This is a genomic window from Acidovorax sp. GW458-11-26-14-TSB4 (genome assembly GCF_059423865.1).
Genome location: NZ_JBWKYR010000001.1, coordinates 431,481 through 447,986, shown reverse-complemented (window position 1 = coordinate 447,986; position 16,506 = coordinate 431,481). Strand labels below are relative to the sequence as shown.

General features: G+C 68.8%; 16 protein-coding genes. 4 read left to right on the top strand and 12 right to left on the bottom strand.

Annotated elements, in window-relative coordinates; translation table 11 throughout:
* Window positions 1-63: 63 nt before the first annotated feature.
* From AC07X5_RS02105 to AC07X5_RS02085, 5 genes are all read right to left on the bottom strand, one after another.
* A complete protein-coding gene (locus AC07X5_RS02105; protein ID WP_494768877.1) occupies window positions 64-948 on the bottom strand; it encodes an amino acid ABC transporter substrate-binding protein in 885 nt (294 codons plus the stop codon).
* A gap of 84 nt (window positions 949-1,032) precedes the next feature.
* Window positions 1,033-2,439, bottom strand: coding sequence for an amidase (locus AC07X5_RS02100; RefSeq protein ID WP_494768876.1), 1,407 nt, complete (start codon window positions 2,437-2,439; stop codon window positions 1,033-1,035).
* Window positions 2,440-2,450: 11 nt separating this feature from the next.
* A complete protein-coding gene (locus AC07X5_RS02095) occupies window positions 2,451-3,137 on the bottom strand; it encodes an amino acid ABC transporter permease (protein WP_494768875.1) in 687 nt (228 codons plus the stop codon).
* On the bottom strand, window positions 3,134-3,793 hold the full coding sequence (locus tag AC07X5_RS02090; RefSeq protein WP_494768874.1) for an amino acid ABC transporter permease: 660 nt from the start codon (window positions 3,791-3,793) through the stop codon (window positions 3,134-3,136). The genes AC07X5_RS02095 and AC07X5_RS02090 overlap by 4 nt, the downstream gene beginning before the upstream one ends.
* A 2-nt stretch (window positions 3,794-3,795) precedes the next feature.
* Entirely contained in the window at window positions 3,796-4,572 is a 777-nt protein-coding gene (locus AC07X5_RS02085; protein ID WP_494768873.1) for an amino acid ABC transporter ATP-binding protein, read from the bottom strand.
* A gap of 161 nt (window positions 4,573-4,733) precedes the next feature.
* Here AC07X5_RS02085 and AC07X5_RS02080 point away from each other — a divergent pair, with 161 nt between their 5' ends.
* Window positions 4,734-5,879 (top strand): GlxA family transcriptional regulator, encoded by a 1,146-nt coding sequence (locus AC07X5_RS02080; protein WP_494768872.1) that lies wholly within the window; start codon window positions 4,734-4,736, stop codon window positions 5,877-5,879.
* A gap of 60 nt (window positions 5,880-5,939) precedes the next feature.
* Here AC07X5_RS02080 and AC07X5_RS02075 read toward each other — a convergent pair whose 3' ends face one another.
* Window positions 5,940-6,821, bottom strand: a complete 882-nt coding sequence (locus AC07X5_RS02075) for an ABC transporter substrate-binding protein (protein WP_494768871.1) — start codon at window positions 6,819-6,821, stop codon at window positions 5,940-5,942.
* A gap of 238 nt (window positions 6,822-7,059) precedes the next feature.
* On the opposite strand from AC07X5_RS02075, the gene AC07X5_RS02070 reads away from it, so the two are divergent.
* Window positions 7,060-7,830 carry a class II aldolase/adducin family protein gene (locus AC07X5_RS02070; protein ID WP_409959946.1) on the top strand — a complete coding sequence of 257 codons (771 nt, stop codon included), beginning with the start codon at window positions 7,060-7,062 and terminating at the stop codon, window positions 7,828-7,830.
* 113 nt (window positions 7,831-7,943) lie between these two features.
* Window positions 7,944-8,552, top strand: a complete 609-nt coding sequence (gene gstA, locus AC07X5_RS02065) for a glutathione transferase GstA (RefSeq protein ID WP_409959948.1) — start codon at window positions 7,944-7,946, stop codon at window positions 8,550-8,552.
* 21 nt (window positions 8,553-8,573) lie between these two features.
* Here the strand turns inward: gstA and AC07X5_RS02060 are convergent, their stop codons facing one another.
* The 4 genes from AC07X5_RS02060 to AC07X5_RS02045 form a co-directional block, all read right to left on the bottom strand.
* Entirely contained in the window at window positions 8,574-9,455 is an 882-nt protein-coding gene (locus AC07X5_RS02060) for an ABC transporter permease subunit (protein ID WP_494768870.1), read from the bottom strand.
* A 4-nt stretch (window positions 9,456-9,459) separates the two neighbouring features.
* Window positions 9,460-10,275, bottom strand: coding sequence for a taurine ABC transporter ATP-binding protein (locus AC07X5_RS02055; protein WP_494768869.1), 816 nt, complete (start codon window positions 10,273-10,275; stop codon window positions 9,460-9,462).
* Window positions 10,265-11,281, bottom strand: coding sequence for a taurine ABC transporter substrate-binding protein (gene tauA / locus AC07X5_RS02050; RefSeq protein WP_494768868.1), 1,017 nt, complete (start codon window positions 11,279-11,281; stop codon window positions 10,265-10,267). Before tauA ends, AC07X5_RS02055 begins: the two co-directional genes overlap by 11 nt.
* A gap of 133 nt (window positions 11,282-11,414) precedes the next feature.
* A complete protein-coding gene (locus AC07X5_RS02045; RefSeq protein WP_494768867.1) occupies window positions 11,415-12,635 on the bottom strand; it encodes a YbfB/YjiJ family MFS transporter in 1,221 nt (406 codons plus the stop codon).
* Window positions 12,636-12,815: 180 nt separating this feature from the next.
* Here AC07X5_RS02045 and AC07X5_RS02040 point away from each other — a divergent pair, with 180 nt between their 5' ends.
* Complete coding sequence (locus AC07X5_RS02040) at window positions 12,816-13,949, top strand: alkene reductase (protein ID WP_494768866.1); 1,134 nt, start codon at window positions 12,816-12,818, stop codon at window positions 13,947-13,949.
* Window positions 13,950-14,099: 150 nt separating this feature from the next.
* Here AC07X5_RS02040 and AC07X5_RS02035 read toward each other — a convergent pair whose 3' ends face one another.
* Together AC07X5_RS02035 and AC07X5_RS02030 are read right to left on the bottom strand one after the other, a co-directional pair.
* Entirely contained in the window at window positions 14,100-14,684 is a 585-nt protein-coding gene (locus AC07X5_RS02035; protein ID WP_494768865.1) for a hemerythrin domain-containing protein, read from the bottom strand.
* A 148-nt stretch (window positions 14,685-14,832) separates the two neighbouring features.
* Window positions 14,833-16,503 (bottom strand): methyl-accepting chemotaxis protein, encoded by a 1,671-nt coding sequence (locus AC07X5_RS02030; RefSeq protein ID WP_494768864.1) that lies wholly within the window; start codon window positions 16,501-16,503, stop codon window positions 14,833-14,835.
* Between the last annotated feature and the right edge of the window lie 3 nt (window positions 16,504-16,506).

Here is a 16,506-nt window from a genome sequence, read left to right as displayed (position 1 = left end):
TGCTCTGCAGAGACAGGAATGGAAAGAAAGAGAGAGGAAGCGAAGGAGCGCCAGGGCACCGCTTCAGGGAATGCCGTACTTGTTGGGGTAGCGGATGTTTTCGCGCATGTGGGCGCTCATCGGGATGCGCAGCAGCGCCGTGTCGAACCACTTGCGGTACAGGGCCGCCAGCTCGCCCGAGTGCATGAGGCCCAGGACCGTGCGATCCACCACCTCGCGCAGTGGCGCATCGTCCTTGGGCAGCATGAAGGCATAGGGCTCGACGGTGAGATGCCGGCCGGTCACGTGCAGCTGGTCCTTGTGCGGCGATGCCGCAATCAGTCCATAGAGCAGCACATCGTCCTGCGCGAACGCATCGACATGGCCCTGCTCCACCAGCCGCACGCCCTCAGCGTCGGTGGCCACCACGGTCATGGCGATCTCCTGCTCGCGCTGCGCGCGCTGCACTGTCTCCTGCGCCGTCGTGCCATTGCTCACCGCAATGCGCCGCCGCCACAGGCTCTGCCCGCCGTCGAGCTGCACCGAATCGCGCGCGAGGAAGCGCACTCCCGTGGTGAACAGCGTGTGCGAGAAATCCACCTCTTTTTGCCGACCCACGGTGTTGGTGTTGCCACCGCACTCCAGGTCGATGCTGCCGGCCTTGAGCAGTGGGATGCGCTGCGCCGCCTCCAGCGGGCGAAACTCCACGCGCAGGTCCGGCCGGCCCAGTTGCTTGCGCAGGGCCTCCACGACCTTCATGCAGACATCGATCGAATAGCCCACCGTATGGCCTGCCGCATCGCGGAAGGCAAACGTGCCGGGCGTGGGGATGTAGCCCACCTGCACCGTGCCGCTGCGCGCCATGCGGGCCAAGGCACCACCGCCTGCGTTCTGCGCGTGGCACAGCGGCCCCAGCAGGGCCAGGGCAATAAAGGACGCCAGGGACTTCACAACGACGATGGCACGCATGGTTCGCTCCTTCGGAACAAGGTCGCCCCCGCCGTGCGCGCGGCACGGACGAGAGCAGGCAGGTGGCAATGAAAGGGGGGCCGGCTAGCCGTCCAACCCCGGCGGAACGGCCCGGTGCCAAGGTGTCGCACGCTCGAACGCTTGGCCCACACGCAGCGCCGTGGCCTCGTCGAACGGCCGGGCAATGAGCTGCAGCGACACCGGCATGCCCGCCCGCGTGAAGCCCGCCGGCACAGCCAGCGAACACAGGTCCAGCAGGTTCACGAAGCGGCCGAAGCGCGACAGCGGCGTCGCCAACTCATCCACCTCGGCGAGTGGGATGGCGGCGATGGCATTGGTCGGAAACACGCATACCTCCACCCCGTCCATGGCCGCCAGCATCTCGGCCTTGGCCTGCTCGCGCAGCCTGAGCAGCTGCAGGTACTGCGCCGCCCCGATGTCGCGCCCCAACAGGATGCGCCGGCGCACGTGCGGGTCGAACTCCAGCCCCTCCTGCTCGAACAGCGCGCCCAGGCTCGCATAGCCTTCGGAGCTCATCAGGCTGCCTGCCACGCGCATCGACTCGGCCAGGCTTTGTGGCAATGCGCGCTCCACGCGCCGCATGCCCAGGCCTTCGAGCACGCGCACGGCCTCATCGCAGGCGGCCAGCACCTCGGGGTCCACGTCCATGCGCTCGGCATCGGGCAGCACCCACATGCGCATGCCGGCCACGCCGCGTGCCGCATCGAGCTGCGGCAGCACCGCGCGCGCAGGCACCGCCAGCGACACGGCATCGCGCGGGTCGGGGCCCGAGAGCACGTCCAGCAAAATGGCGCTGTCGCGCACCGTGCGCGTGAGCGGGCCCACCGTGTCGTGCGTGGGGCACAGCTCGATGAGCCCGTGGCGGCTGATCAGCCCGCGCGTGGTCTTGAGGCCCACCACCCCGCACAGCCCCGCCGGGATGCGCACCGAGCCGCCCGTGTCCGTGCCGATGCTGGCCGAGCACAGGCCCGCCGCCAGCGCCACGGCCGAGCCGCTGCTGCTGCCGCCCGGCGTGCGCTGCGTCTTCAGATCCCAGGGGTTCCAGGGCGTGCCCATCGCGGCATTCGTGCCCCAGCCGCCAAAGGCGAACTCCACGGTGTGCGTCTTGCCGATCACCACCGCCCCGGCCGCGCGCAGGCGCTCCACCACCGCCGCGCTGCGGGCCGATGTGCGCGGCGGCCGCGCCTTCGATCCCGCCGCGATGGGCTTGCCCTCGACCTCGAACAGGTCCTTCACCGCCACCGTCACGCCGTGCAAGGGCCCGAGGCGGATGCCGGCGCGCGCCATCTGGTCCAGGCCGCGCGCAGCGGCGCGGGCCTCGTCGGCATACACGTCGGTGAAGGCGTGCAACTGCCCGCCGTGGCGTTCGATGCGCGCGAGCTGGTTTTCGAGCAGTGCCTCGCTCGACAGCTCACCACAGGCGATGGCTTGTGCCAACTGCTCCAGTGGTGCGTAGGTCATGGATGCCATGAGGTCCTCCTTCATGCTGCTCCCACCGTACGGCGCCCTTGGGCCAGGCGGCGCTCCAGCAGCCGCGAGAGCATGGACAGGGGAAAGGCGATGGCGAAGTACAGCAAGCCCACCAGCAGGAAGATGTGCAGCGGCAAAAAGTACTCGCTGGACATGGCGCGCGCCGCCAGCATCAGCTCGTTGGTGGCGATCAGCGCACACAGCGAGCTGTCCTTGAGCAGCGCCACATAGCTCGACAGCAGCGGCGGCAGCATCACGCGCAGGGCCTGCGGCAGCGTCACGTGGAGGAACACCTGGCGCGGCGTGAGGCCCGCGGCCAGCCCCGCCTCGCGCTGCCCGCCATGCACCGACTGCAGCCCGCCGCGCAGGATCTCGGCCACATAGGCCGCGCCGTGCACCCCCAGGCCGATGGCCCCGGCCCAGTAGCCCGACAGCGTGATGCCCACCGAGGGCAGCGCGAAGTAGATGGCCAGCAGCAGGGCCAGCAGCGGCACCGCGCGCAGCAGCTGGATGAAGCCGTTGGCCCCGTGGCGCAGCGCCGCCACGCCACTGCGCAGCATCCACACCAGCAGGGCGCCCAACACCAGCGCGATGGCAAAGCCCAGGGCCGAAAGCTCGGCCGTCACCCGGGCTGCCTGCAGCAGACGCGGCCACCACTCGCCCAGGTATTCGGCATAGGTCGTGAAGAAGGCCATCATCGCGCACCCCCTGCGGTGCGGCGCTCCAGCCGCGCAAAGGCCCAGCTCACGGGCAGCACCATGGCGGCATACAGGGCGATGGCCGTCAGGTAGATCAGCGGCGTCTGGAAGGTCGAGGTCACCAGGTTGCGCGCATAGAACATCACCTCGGGCGCCGCGATGGCCGAGGCGATCGAGGTGTCCTTGACGAGTTGGCTCGCATAGTTGCCCAGCGCGGGCAAGGTCACGCGCAGCATCTGCGGCAACAGCACCGAGCGCAGCGCCTGCGCGGGCGTCAGGCCCACGGCCAGGGCCGCCTCGCGCTGGCCCACATGCAGGCAACGCAGGCCGGCCGCAAACACGTCGCAGAGCACGGCCGCGCCCACCAGGCCCAGGCCCACCACCGCGGCCGTGAGCGGCGACAGCCGCACGCCCACCGAGGCCAGGCCGAAGTACAGCACGAACAGGTGCGCCAGCGCGGGCACATTGCGCATCCATTCCACATAGGCGGCAATGGTGAGCTGCAGCACGCGGTTGCGCACGAAGACCACGGCCAGCGCCAGCAGCAGGCCCAGGCTGGCCGCCAGCAGGCCCGCGCCCAGGGCCACCTGGGCGGCCGTGAGCGCACCGCGCGCCAGTGTGGCCACGATCAGGGTGAGGGTGTCGATGCCCGGCATGCTCACGCCCCCACCTGGCCCAGGAAGCTGCGCGTGCGCTCCATGCGCGGCTGGTTGATCACCTGCGCGGCCGGGCCTTCCTCCACGATGTGACCACCCTCCATGAAGATCACGCGGTCCGCCACGTCGCGCGCGAAGCGGATCTCGTGCGTCACCAGGATCATCGAGCGGCCCTCTTCCGCCAGCTCGCGGATCACGCCCAGCACCTCGCCCACCAGCTCAGGGTCGAGCGCCGAGGTCGGCTCGTCGAACAGGATCAGCTGGGGCTTTTGCGCCAGCGTGCGCGCGATCGCCACGCGCTGCTGCTGCCCGCCCGAAAGCTGCTCAGGGTAGGCATCGGCCTTGTGGCGCAGGTGCACCTTCTCCAGCATGGCCTCGGCCAGCGCATGGGCCTCGTCGCGCCGCATGCCGGCCGCCTTGATGGAGGCCAGCGCCACGTTCTCACGCACCGTGAGGTGCGGCCACAGGTAGAACAGCTGGAACACCATGCCGATCTCGCGGCGCTGCGGCGCCATCTCGGTGTCGCTCATCAGGCGCCAGCCGCCCTTGCGGTCGGGCCGCTGGCCGATGCGCTCGGCGCCGAGCAGCACCTCGCCCGCCTGGGGCTTTTCCAGAAAGTTCAGGCAGCGCAGGCAGGTGGACTTGCCCGAGCCGCTGGGCCCGATCAGCGACAGGGTCTCGCCCTTCTTCAGGTCGAAGGAAATGCCCTTGAGCACTTCGGCAGGGCCGTAGCTCTTCGTGAGGCCGCTCACGCGCAGCAGGGGGGGTTGGTCGTTCACAGCGGGGTTCTCCAGACGGTTGCTTGTGCGGGCTTTGCGGCACGGTCCTTGCAGCCGCATGCCCTCGTTGCCCAGTGCCTCCATGCTAGGAAGGGCAACCCTCTGTTCATTGCAGGCGGTCGCCGCTATATTGAACGTATGCGACATGCAGGGAAAACCCCATGCCACCACCCACACACCGAGCTGACCTCACTCCTGCCGAGATTGGTGCGCAGGCGCACCAGGCCAGTGCACAGAACACAGGCGACATTGGTGCATTGATCGGCAAGCTCGATGCCGCCAGGGCATCGCCCGCACCGAAGCGCAGGCACTCGGGCACGACCTCAGCCACAGAGCTGCGCGTGGGCATCCTGCTGTGGCCGCAGTTCCCCCTGCTCTCACTGGCCGGCCTGTGCGACGGCCTGCGCCACGCCGCCGACGTGGGCGACCAGAGCCGCCAGATCCGCTGCTCGTGGACCATCCTGGGCGTGCCCGGGCACTCGGTGCAAGCCAGCTGCGGCGTGCCTGTGGCGGTGCAGGATTCGCTCTCGTCCGATGGCGACTACGACTACATCGCCGTCATCGGCGGGCTGCTGCCCGCCATCCCCACGGTGCACCCGCGCTACACCACCTTCCTGCGCGAAGCGGCAGCAGCGGGCAAGCCGCTGATCGGCATCTGCACCGGCACCTTCGCACTCGCGCATGCGGGCCTCATGGCCGGGCGCCGCGCCTGCGTGCACCCCTACCATGTGGAGGACTGGAAGAGCGCCTTCCCCGCGCTCGACTACAGCACCGACTGCCACTACGTGTTCGACGGCGACCGCATCAGCTGCGCGGGCGGCATCTCCATCGTGGAGCTCACCGCCGAGCTGGTGCGCCTGCACTGCGGCCCCGACCGCGCGGCCAAGGTCATCCACCAGATGACGGTGAACCCCGCTGCGCGCAGCACCCACGTGGCGCGCCGCCATGCGCTGGGCTACGGCACGGCCGACCACGACAAGCTGCGCCAGGCCATCGTGCTGATGGAAAAGAACATCGGCACGCCGCTGGAGATCGCGGTCATCGCACGGCTGGTGGATTCGAGCAGCCGCCAGCTCGAACGCGTGTTCCTGGCCGAGACGCGCACCACCCCGTCGGAGTACTACCGCAACGCGCGCCTCAAGTACGCGCGCTGGATGCTCACCAGCACCGAGCTGCCCATCATCACCATCGCTTACGAGTGCGGGTTCTCCGATGCCTCGCACTTCATCCGGCACTTCCAGCAGCTGTACGGCATGCCGCCGGGGCGGATGCGCAAGGCGCTTCAGGCAGGGGCCGTGGAGGCCTGAAGCAAGAACGCCGCATGCGTGCCCAGGGGCACGCATGCGGCTCGCCAGGATGTCAGCAAATCACTTGCAGGACGGCAGCTTCCAGTCCACCGCGCGGTCCACGCCGGCCCGGGCGTTCTGGCCCACGGGGAGGTACCAGACATCCTGCACCAGACCATAGGTCTTGCCGATCTTGCGCAGCTCGCAGCTGCCCCACAGCTTGGCGATCTCGGCGTTCACGGCCTTCACCAGCTCGGGGTTGTCCTTGTTCAGGCCGAACACCACCTGGCCCAGGCCCGTGAGCAGCGGGTAGTCGGGCGAGGCATCGGTGAAGGCATTGAACTTGATCTTCCACTGCGGGTTCTGCGAGATCGCGTACTGCATCACCGGCGGGTCGCCGATCACCGCGTCGATGCGGCCGGCCAGTAGGTCGCGCACGGCCGCATCCGAGGTGTCGTACAGCGCCAGCTGCAGGCCGTTGATCTTGCGCAGCTCGGGTATGAACGAAAAGCCCGTGATCGTGCCGACCTTCTTGCCTTCCAGATCCTTGAGCTTGCTCCAGTCGGTCTTGTCCGACTGCGTGATGCCGTTCTTGAAGTAGTGGATCGGGTCGCTCAGCGCCATGATTTTCGAGCGCTGCTCCGTCCAGCCCATGGTGCCGGCCATCACGTCCACGCGCTTCGATTGCACCGAGGCGATGGTGCCCGACCACTCCATCAGCGCGGGCTTGACCTTGAGTTTCAAAGATTCGGCAATGCGCTGCAGGATCTCGCCGTCGTAGCCCACCATCTTGCCGTCCTGGTAGCCCGTGCCGGGCATGTCGCCCGAGAACGCGATGGTGAAGGCGCCCTTGTCCACCGTCTCCAGGGCATGGGCGGAAAGGCCCAGGGACAAGAGGCAGGTGGCGGCCGCGAACGAGGCCAGCAGCCTCCCGATTTTTGAAGTGGGCTTGGTGATGAACATGGTGGTGACCTCCAGAAGTCCGGTTTGTGGTTTCCTCCCACCGAGCGATGGGGTGAGTCCACTGTAGGGACGCCTGCTGCGCGGCGATTGGAGGCGCTCACAGCGAAATGGAATGCCCGCGACATCGCGGGAATTCCCCAGGAAACTGCTCTGTTGTGTAGCCTGCCGGACAGTCCGCGCGCCGCTGGCGGCCTACAGTGGGCTCTGATCGATCCCCATAACTCCAGGAGACATACCCATGATCGCCATCCCTTCCCTGCAAGAGAGCGTCAGCCCCGAAGAATGGCAGCTGCGCTGCGACCTGGCCGCCTGCTACCGCCTGGTGGCCCTGTACGGCTGGAGCGACCTGGTGTTCACCCACATCAGCGCCAAGCTGCCCGAATCGGTCTCGGGCCCCGAGCACCAGTTCCTCATCAACCCCTATGGCCTGATGTTCGACGAGATCACCGCATCGAGCCTGATCAAGGTGGACATGCAGTGCAACAAGCTGCACGACTCGCCCTTCCCGGTGAACCCGGCCGGCTTCGTGATCCACAGCGCCGTGCACGAGGCCCGGCCCGACGCGCAGTGCGTGCTGCACACCCACACCCGCGCCGGCGTGGCCGTGAGCGCCCAGAAATGCGGTGTGCTGCCCATCAGCCAGCAGAGCACCTTCGTGCTGGCCTCGCTGGCCTACCACGGCTACGAGGGCGTGGCCTTCCGCGACGAGGAAAAGCCGCGCCTGCAGGCCGACCTGGGCGAGGCCAACTTCCTCATGCTGCGCAACCACGGCCTGCTCACCGTGGGCAAGTCCATCGCCGACGCCTTCCTCTCGATGTACACCTTCGAAAACACCTGCCGCATTCAGATCGACGCGCAGGCCGGGGGCGAGCTCAACCCGGTGGACCCGCAGATCGTGAGCGGTGTGGCCCAGGCCATGCGCGTGCAGACCGGTGGACTGGGCGGCGCCTTCGTGTGGCCATCGCTGCTGCGCAAGGCGCAACGGGACGCACCCGGTTACGACAGCTGACAAAGCTGACAGGGGCCCGCAGCGGATTTACCGCCCGGGTCATGCAAAAAACCAGGGCTGCGCATAGGATAGTGGGCTCCTTCCTGCCATTTTTCACACCAGAGGACCCAACAATGAAACTCTACTACTCTCCTGGCGCCTGCTCCCTGTCCCCGCACATCGCCCTGCACGAAGCGGGCCTGGCCTACACCCCCGTGCTGGCCAGCACCAAGAGCCACAAGCTGCAGGATGGCACGGACTACTACACCATCAACCCGCTGGGCTACGTGCCCATGCTGGAGCTGGACGACGGCACGCGCCTGCGCGAAGGCCCGGCCATCGTGCAGTACATCGCCGACCAGGTGCCGCTGAAGATGCTGGCCCCGCAGAACGGCTCGCTGCAGCGCTACCGCCTGCAGGAATGGCTGACCTTCATCGGCACCGAGATCCACAAGGGCTTCTCGCCCCTGTTCAACCCGGCCACGCCCGAGGAGTACAAGACCATGGCGCGCGAAAAACTGCTGCAGCGCCTGCAGTTCGTGGACGGCCAGCTCGCGGGCAAGGACTACCTGATGGGCGAGCAGTTCACCGTGGCCGACGGCTACCTGTTCACCGTGACCAACTGGGCCAAGCCCACCAACGTGGACATCTCCGCCCTGGCCAACCTGGCCGCCTACCGCGAGCGTGTGGGCGCCCGCCCCGCCGTGCAGGAAGCCATGAAGGCCGAAGGCCTGCTGAAGTAAGTCAGAACACCCTGGAAGGGCTCAACGCCCCTTCCAGGGCACCAGTTGCTGCTCCAGCCAGCGCATCCACCAATCGAAGCCCCAGGCCACCAGGCCGATGGCCAGGATGCCCATCACCACCACGTCGGTGCGCAGGAAGTTGGAGGCGTTGAGCACCATCTGCCCCAGCCCCACGGTCGCCGCCACCATTTCGGCAGCCACCAGCGTGGTCCAGCCGAAGCCGATGGCGATGCGCAGGCCCACCAGGATCTCCGGCAGCGCGGCCGGTACGATCACATGCCGCACCAGTTGCCAGCGGCTCGCGCCCAGCGACAGGGCGGCGTTGATCTGCTCCACGCTGGCACTGCGCACACCGGCCTTGGCGGCCAGCGCGATCGGCGCAAAACACGCCAGGTAGATCAACAGGATCTTGGACGCCTCGTCGATGCCCAGCCAGATCACGATCAGCGGTAAATAGGCCAGCGGCGGCAGCGGGCGGTAGAACTCGATGGGCGGGTCGAACACACCGCGCGCCACGCGGCTCACGCCCATGGCAATGCCCACCGGCACCGCCGTCACCACCGCCAGCGCAAACGCGCCGAACACGCGGATCGCACTCCACTGCAGGTGCTTCCACAAGGGCTCGCCGCCCTGGATGTTGCCGCGCCAGGCATCGCCCAGGGCGCGCAGCACGGCCTCGGGTGCGGGCAGGAACAGCGGAGGCACCCAGCCGAAGTGCGTGGCCAGCCACCACAGGGCCACCAGCGCAGCCACGGTGGCGGCACTGATGGCCCGGCTGGACCCGCTGCCCGGCAGGCGGAACGGGGCCACCGGGCGCGGCAATGGTGGCGTATCGGGATGTACCAGCACCGCAGCCCCCGGCGCATCACGGCCGCTGCCCGGTATCACCAGGATCTGGCTCATCGCGTCAGGCACCGGCGGGCTCCCCCTGCGCCACACTGGGCGCGATCCAGTCCAGCACGCGCTCGCGCCAGGCGATGAATTGCGCGTCCGACTTCACCGCGCGCGCAGGCCGGCCCGCCAGGTGCTCGCGGTTGAAGCCCAGCGCATGCTGCTGCGCGATACGGCCCGGGCGCGGCGTCATCACGATCAGGCGCGAGGCCAGGAACAGCGCCTCCTCCACATCGTGGGTGATGAAGAAAATGGTCTTGCCCGTGCGCCGCCACAGCTGCAGCACCAGCTCCTGCAGCGACTCGCGCGTGAACGCGTCGAGCGCGCCCAGCGGCTCGTCCATCAGCAACACATCGGGGTCGCTGGCCAGGGCGCGGGCAATGCCCACGCGTTGCTGCATGCCGCCCGAGAGCTGCCACACGGGGGCCTGGGCAAACGCCTCCAGCCCGACCAGGGCGAGCTTCTCAGTGGCCAGGCGGCGCCGCTCCTCACGTGCCACACCGCGCAGGCGCAGGCCCAGCGCCACGTTGTCCACCACATTGAGCCAGGGCATGAGCGCATGCTTCTGGAAAACCACGCCGCGCTCCGCACCCGGCCCGGCCACATCGCGCCCGTTGAGCGTGATGCGGCCCGCCGAGGCCTCGGTGAAGCCCGCGATGCAATTGAGCAAGGTGGTCTTGCCGCAGCCCGAGGCACCGAGCGCCACCACCAGCTCGCCGCGGGCGATGTCGAGGTCCACGTCCTGCAGCGCGAGCACCGGCGATGCGCCCGCGTAGCGCACATTCAGGCCGCGTATGCGCAGACCGGATGCGCTGTCGTCGTCACTTGGCACGCCGGACCCAGGCCGGGTTCACGCCCGCGGCGTAGTCGGGCAGCACATTCTGGATGGTGCCCTGCTCCTTCAGGAAAGCCGCCGTGGCCGCCAGCGATTTCGCCACGCCCGAATCCTTGCCGCCGCCCAGCCATTGGTTCGATGCCTGCTCGGTGGGCGGCACGAAGGCATACAGCGCCAGGCTGGCGGGCACAGTGGACACCTCGGCCCCGCTCCACTTGCCCACGGCCTTCACCTCGGCCGAATCGGCGTTCCACGCGGCCTTGTTGCCGGTGTAGGCCTTGTCGGCGTCGGCCAGCACCTGCACGAACTGCGCGAGGAAGGCGTCGTGCTCCTTGGCGAAGGCCTTGGTCACCGCCAGGCCGTCGAAGGTCGCCTTGCCGGTTTTCGCCGCAATCTGGCCCGAGGTCACGATGACCTTGCCATTGCCCTTGGCCTTGGCCAGCACCGGGTCCCAGACGAAGGTGGCGTCGATGTCGCCGCGCTCCCAGGCAGCCAGGATCTCGGGCGGGCGCAGGTTCACGATCTGCACGGTCTTGGGATCGACCCCTGCGTCCTGCAGCGCCACCAGCGCATGGAAGTGGGTGGTCGAAACGAAGGGCAGGCCGATCTTCTTGCCCTTCAGGTCGGCCAGGCTGTTGACACCAGAACCGTTGCGCGCCACCAGGGCCTCGGCATCGTGGATGTTGTCCAGCACCCAGAACACCTCGATGGGCACGCCCTGCGACAGCGCCGAGGCGAACGGCGAGGAACCCGCCTCGCCGATGTGGATGGCGCCCGAGGCCAGCGCGCGCACCACCTCGGCGCCGCTGCCCAGCTTGCGGTAGGTGACCTTGTAGCCCGTGCGCTTTTCGACCTCGCGCGTTTCCTGCGCATGGCGCCAGGGCACCACCATGTCCTGGTAGCCGATCACCACCTCGCGCGTCTGCGCCAGGGCACTGAAGCCCAGTGCCATGCCCATGGCCAGGGCAGCGGCCTGGATGCTGGTTCTGCGTGTTGTTGCCATCGGGACGAAATCTTTTTTTCTCTCTCGGGTCTGTCGAAGCCAGCCCGAAACGGCCCGGCAGGAGAGAAAAATTCTAGGCAGCAGTGCCCTCACGGCCTTGCACTGCTTTCGCGCTTGGATATGCGAAAAGCGTCTATGCAGAGACCAGTGGCTTCTGCCGCGACGCCACCGCTGCGCCCACCCACAGCGCGCAGGCCGAGAACACCAGCCCGCGCGCCAGGCCGCCGGGGCCGTCGGCGATCCAGCCCACCACCGTAGGCCCGATGATCTGCCCCGCCGCGAAGACGATGGTGAAGGCGCTGATGCCGCTGGCCCACAGCGCCTGCGGCAGGTTGTGCCGCACCAGCGCCGTGGTGGAGGCCACCACCGACAGGAACACCGCCCCGAACAGCAGGCCCGAGGCCAGCACCACCGGCCAGGCCGAGGTCAGCGCCGGCAGCACGGTGGCCACACCCAGCAGGCCGTTGAGCAACGCCAGCGCCTGCCCACCGCGGCTGCGATCCAGCAGGCCTGCCCAGAGGCGCGAGGACAGCACCACCGCCAGCCCCAGCAGCGCATAGAACCAGGTCACCGCCGTGCCGCTGGCGCCCTGCTCGCGCAGCAGCGCCACCACGAAGGTCATGTAGCCGATATAGCCCACGCCGAACAGGCCGTAGCCCAGCAGCGCTGGCGCAAAGGCCGCCCAGCGCACGCTGCCGCTTGCCGGCTGTGCAGACGCAGCAGCCGGTGCCGCCAGCGCCTGCAGCGCCCGCGCCGGCCACAGCAGCACCAGCGTGGCCGCCACGCAGGCCAGCGCCAGCGCCCACCAGGCCCAGGCCCAGGGGTGCGGGCCCGGTGCAGCGGCCAGCACCACCGGCACCAGCACGGCCGACAGGCTGATGCCCCAGCCCGTGCCGCCGTAGTACAGGCCCAGCAGCAGCCCGCTGCGCCCCGGCTGCTGCGCCCCCAGCCGCGCCGCGAGCAGGCCGCCGCAGACAAACACCAGCGCGCTCGCCACCCCGGCCAGCAGGCGCTGCAGCAGCAGCGGCGCGGCCTCCACGAAAAAGCCGCACAGGCCCATGAACACGGTGGCCAGCACGGAGCCCGCCACCAGCAGCGTACCCGGCGCCAGGCGGCGCAGCAGCAGCGGTGTGGCCAGCGCACCCAGCAGGTAGCCCAGGGCGTTCACCGTGTTCATGGCCCCGGCCAGCGTGTACGACCAGGCCAGGTCCGCGCGCATGGGCGGCAACAGCAGCGCGTATGCAAAGCGCGTGATGCCCAGCGACACCGCCGCCCCCATCGAGAGGGCCACAGCCAGCCACAGGCCATTGCGAAGCAAGGGGGGCGAAGACGGCGCGGGGACAACAGTGCTCATGGCGGCCATTGTGCCGCGCAGGGCCCGGCCGTGCTGGCGCCAAGGAGCGCCTTGGAGATAGCACAAATTACTTGTCCTTGGGGGCGCCGGCCTACTGCAGCCTTCACGGTTTGCGACTAGGCTTGTCCGTCTTTCCCGGCCCCTGCGGCCTCCAACCGACTTGAAAGAAAGCACCACCGCATGTCCACACCTTCGCTCTTCGATCCCATCCAGGTCGGCGACCTGCACCTGGCCAACCGCATCGCCATGGCACCGCTCACGCGCAATCGCGCACCCAACGCCGTGCCGGCCGACATCACGGCCACCTACTACGCCCAGCGCGCCAGCGCCGGCCTGCTGATCACCGAGGCCACGGCCATCAGCCACCAGGGCCAGGGCTACGCCGACGTGCCCGGCCTGTACGGCACCGAGCAGCTCGACGCCTGGAAGAAGGTCACCACCGCCGTGCACGAAGCCGGCGGCAAGATCGTGACCCAGCTGTGGCACGTGGGCCGCATCTCGCACAACGACCTGCAGCCCGATGGCGGCGCACCCGTGGCGCCCTCGGCCCTCATCGCCAAGTCCAAGACCTATCTGATCGACCGCGCCACCGGCAAGGGCAGCTTCGCGCCCACCTCGCAGCCGCGCGCGCTCGACGCCTCCGAGCTGCCCGGCATCGTGCACACCTATGCGGCAGCAGCCCGCAACGCGGTGGAGACCGCCGGCTTCGACGGCGTGGAGATCCACGGCGCCAACGGCTACCTGCTCGACCAGTTCCTCAAGACCGGCGCCAACCAGCGCACCGACGACTACGGCGGCAGCATCGAGAACCGTGCCCGCCTGCTGCTTGAAGCCACGCGCGCCGCGGTCGATGCCGTGGGCGGCGGCAAGGTTGGCATCCGCCTGTCGCCCGTCACGCCGGCCAACGACATCATCGACGCCGACCCGCAGCCCCTGTTCGACTACGTGGTGCGCCAGCTCGCGCCGCTGGGCCTGGCCTACATCCACATCATCGAAGGCGCCACCGGCGGCCCGCGCGAGCTGCCCGACCGCCCCTTTGACTACGCCGCACTCAAGGCTGCCTACCGCGCAGCCGGCGGCAAGGGCGCATGGATGGTGAACAACGCCTACGACCCCGCCCTGGCCGAAAAGGCCGTGACCGACGGCTCGGCCGACATCGTGGCCTTCGGCAAGCTCTACATCGCCAACCCCGACCTGGTCGAGCGCCTGCGCCAAAAGGCCCCGCTCAACGCCTGGGACCAGAGCACCTTCTACGGCGGCGGCGAAAAGGGCTATACCGACTACCCGACCCTCGCAGAAGCGCAAACGGCCTGAGCGGTCTGGGGTGCGTACGCGCCACCAGCCACCCGAAGAACACGCACGGCTCAGGCCAGTGCCCCCGTGCAAGGCCGCCCCGCCGCACCGGGGGCGTCCCCCTCCCGAATCGCGCAGCGAGTCGAGAGAGGGGTGAAGGCGCGAAGCGACTCAGGGGGTGCCTAGTCCTATAGGGCTGGGGGCCCGCATCACGATGCGGGTGAACAGGCGGTCGTAGGCCCCGTCGCGGGCTGGGCCCTGCGCCAACGGGTTGGCGTTGGATGCAAACGCCATGTCCATCGCCACCCAATCCTGCGTCTCCAGGTGCGCATGGGCCGCCGGCAGCACCACGGACTCTTCCAGCCGCATGTGCTCCAGGTAGAAGGCCACATAGCGGTGCAGGGCCTCCTCGAAGGCGCTCCGCCGCACCTCCCCCAACAGCTCCCAGGCCAGCAGCAGGTGCTGCAGTTCGCGCACGGCGGCCTCGCCCCCGGCATGCTCGCGCTCCAGCCGGGCAATGGCTTCGGCCGCCTCGGGCGCGCGCTCGGCCACGCGCGGGAACAGCCACTGTGATTCCTTGGGGTGGTGCTGGCGCTCGGGAAACTCGTCGATGTAGAACAGCATGGCGCGCATCACGTCGAAGAACGGCGCGGGCGCATCGCCCGGGCCGCGGTCCAGCATCAGCTCCAGCGAGCGCAATACGGCGGCCAGCGAGGCGTGTTCTTCGCGGATGGTCTGCAGGCTGGCATAGGGCATGGCACGGCTCCAGGGGGTGTTTGTTCCAACAGCCCCGAGGGTGCCATGCAGGCCCCGCGCGCCGGCTGACGCAAGTCAACCCTGCCCATGAAAAAGGCCCCGCTCGCCGAAGCGCGCGGGGCCTTGTGCAGACTGCCTGGGGCGGGTCTCAGCGTGCCAGCAGCGGGCGCGAGGCCGCAGGTGCGCGCAGCGATGCATGCTGTTGCGGCGAAGGCTGGGCCACCGGGCCACCGCCGTGGCCGCCATGCGACATCGACTCGGCGAGCTGGAACTGCTGCACCACCTCCGACAGGCGCGCGGCCTGCTCGCGCAGCGACTCGGCCGCGGCGGCGGACTCTTCCACCAGCGCCGCGTTCTGCTGCGTCATGCGGTCGATCTCGCCCACCGACTGGTTCACCTGGCCGATGCCGCCCGACTGCTCGGTGGCCGCCGCCGTGATCTCGCCGATGATGTCGCCCACGCGCTGCACGCTGGCCACGATCTCCTTCATGGCCGTACCGGCGTCTTCCACATGGCGCACGCCGCCGTCCACGGCGGTCACGCTGTTGTGGATCAGCCCCTTGATGTCGCTGGCCGCAGCGGCCGAGCGCTGGGCCAGGCTGCGCACTTCCGAGGCCACCACGGCAAAGCCGCGGCCCTGCTCGCCTGCGCGGGCGGCTTCCACGGCGGCATTGAGCGCCAGGATGTTGGTCTGGAAGGCAATGGAATCGATCAGGCCGATGATGTCGCCGATCTTGCGGCTCGACGCCGAGATCTCCTGCATGCTGGCCACGGCCTGCTGCACCACCGTGCCGCCGCGCGTGGCGGTGTTCGATGCCGAGGCCGCCAACTGGTTGGCCATCTGCGAGGACGAGGCCGTCTGCTGCACGGTAGAGGTCAGCTGCGACAGCGAGGCCACGGCTTCCTGCGCGTTGCTGGCGGTCTGCTCGGTGCGCTGCGACAGGTCCTGGTTGCCCGTGGCGATCTCCTGGCTGGCCGTGGCGATGTTGCCGCTGGCATCGCGCACCTGCGCCACCAGCGAACCCAGGCCCTGCTGCATGTCGCCCAGGGCGCGCTGCAGGTCGGCCACCTCGTCCTTGCCCTCGGCACGGATGGGCTGCGACAGGTCACCCCCGGCGATCGCCTGGGCCATGCGGCGCGCCTCGGCCAGCGGGTTGCAGATGGAGATCATGTTCAAGAGCGTCAGCGGCACCACCACCGCCACGGTGATCAGCACGGCCAGCACGAAGAGCCACTTGGTCTGCGCAGTGACCCGGCCCTGCTGCTCCACGGCCTTGTCCACATCGGCACGCAGCACCCCATCGAGCTGCTGCATGAGCTTGTCGGCCTGGTCGAACTCAGCCACGGCCTTGCCGCTCATGCGGTTGGCAATGGTGGCCGTGTCGTAGCCGCCGGCCTCGAGCTGGCGCGCCACATGGGCGAACTGCTCGCGGTAGCTGTCCAGGCGCTTGATGATGTCGCGCACCACCGGGTTGTTCGCGTCTTCCGGCCCTTCGAGGAGCTTGTTCGCGACCTTCTTGGCCTTGTCCTGGCTGGCCAGCCACTTGGCCTGCGCGGCCTTCACGACCTCGGGCTTCTCGTAGCCGATGATCATGTCCTTCTCGAGCTGGCGGATGGTGCCCATCTCGCCGCGCAGCTCGGCCATGTGGCCCACTTCGGCGAACGAGTGGGACATGAAGTCCTCGCTGAGCGCCGCAATGCGGAACATGCCCAGCATGCCGGCCCCTCCGAGCAGGCCCAGCAGGCCCAGCACCACGGCAATGGCCCCGAGCATGCGGAATCGAATGGTGAATTGCCGCATGAGCGCGAAGAGATTCATGAT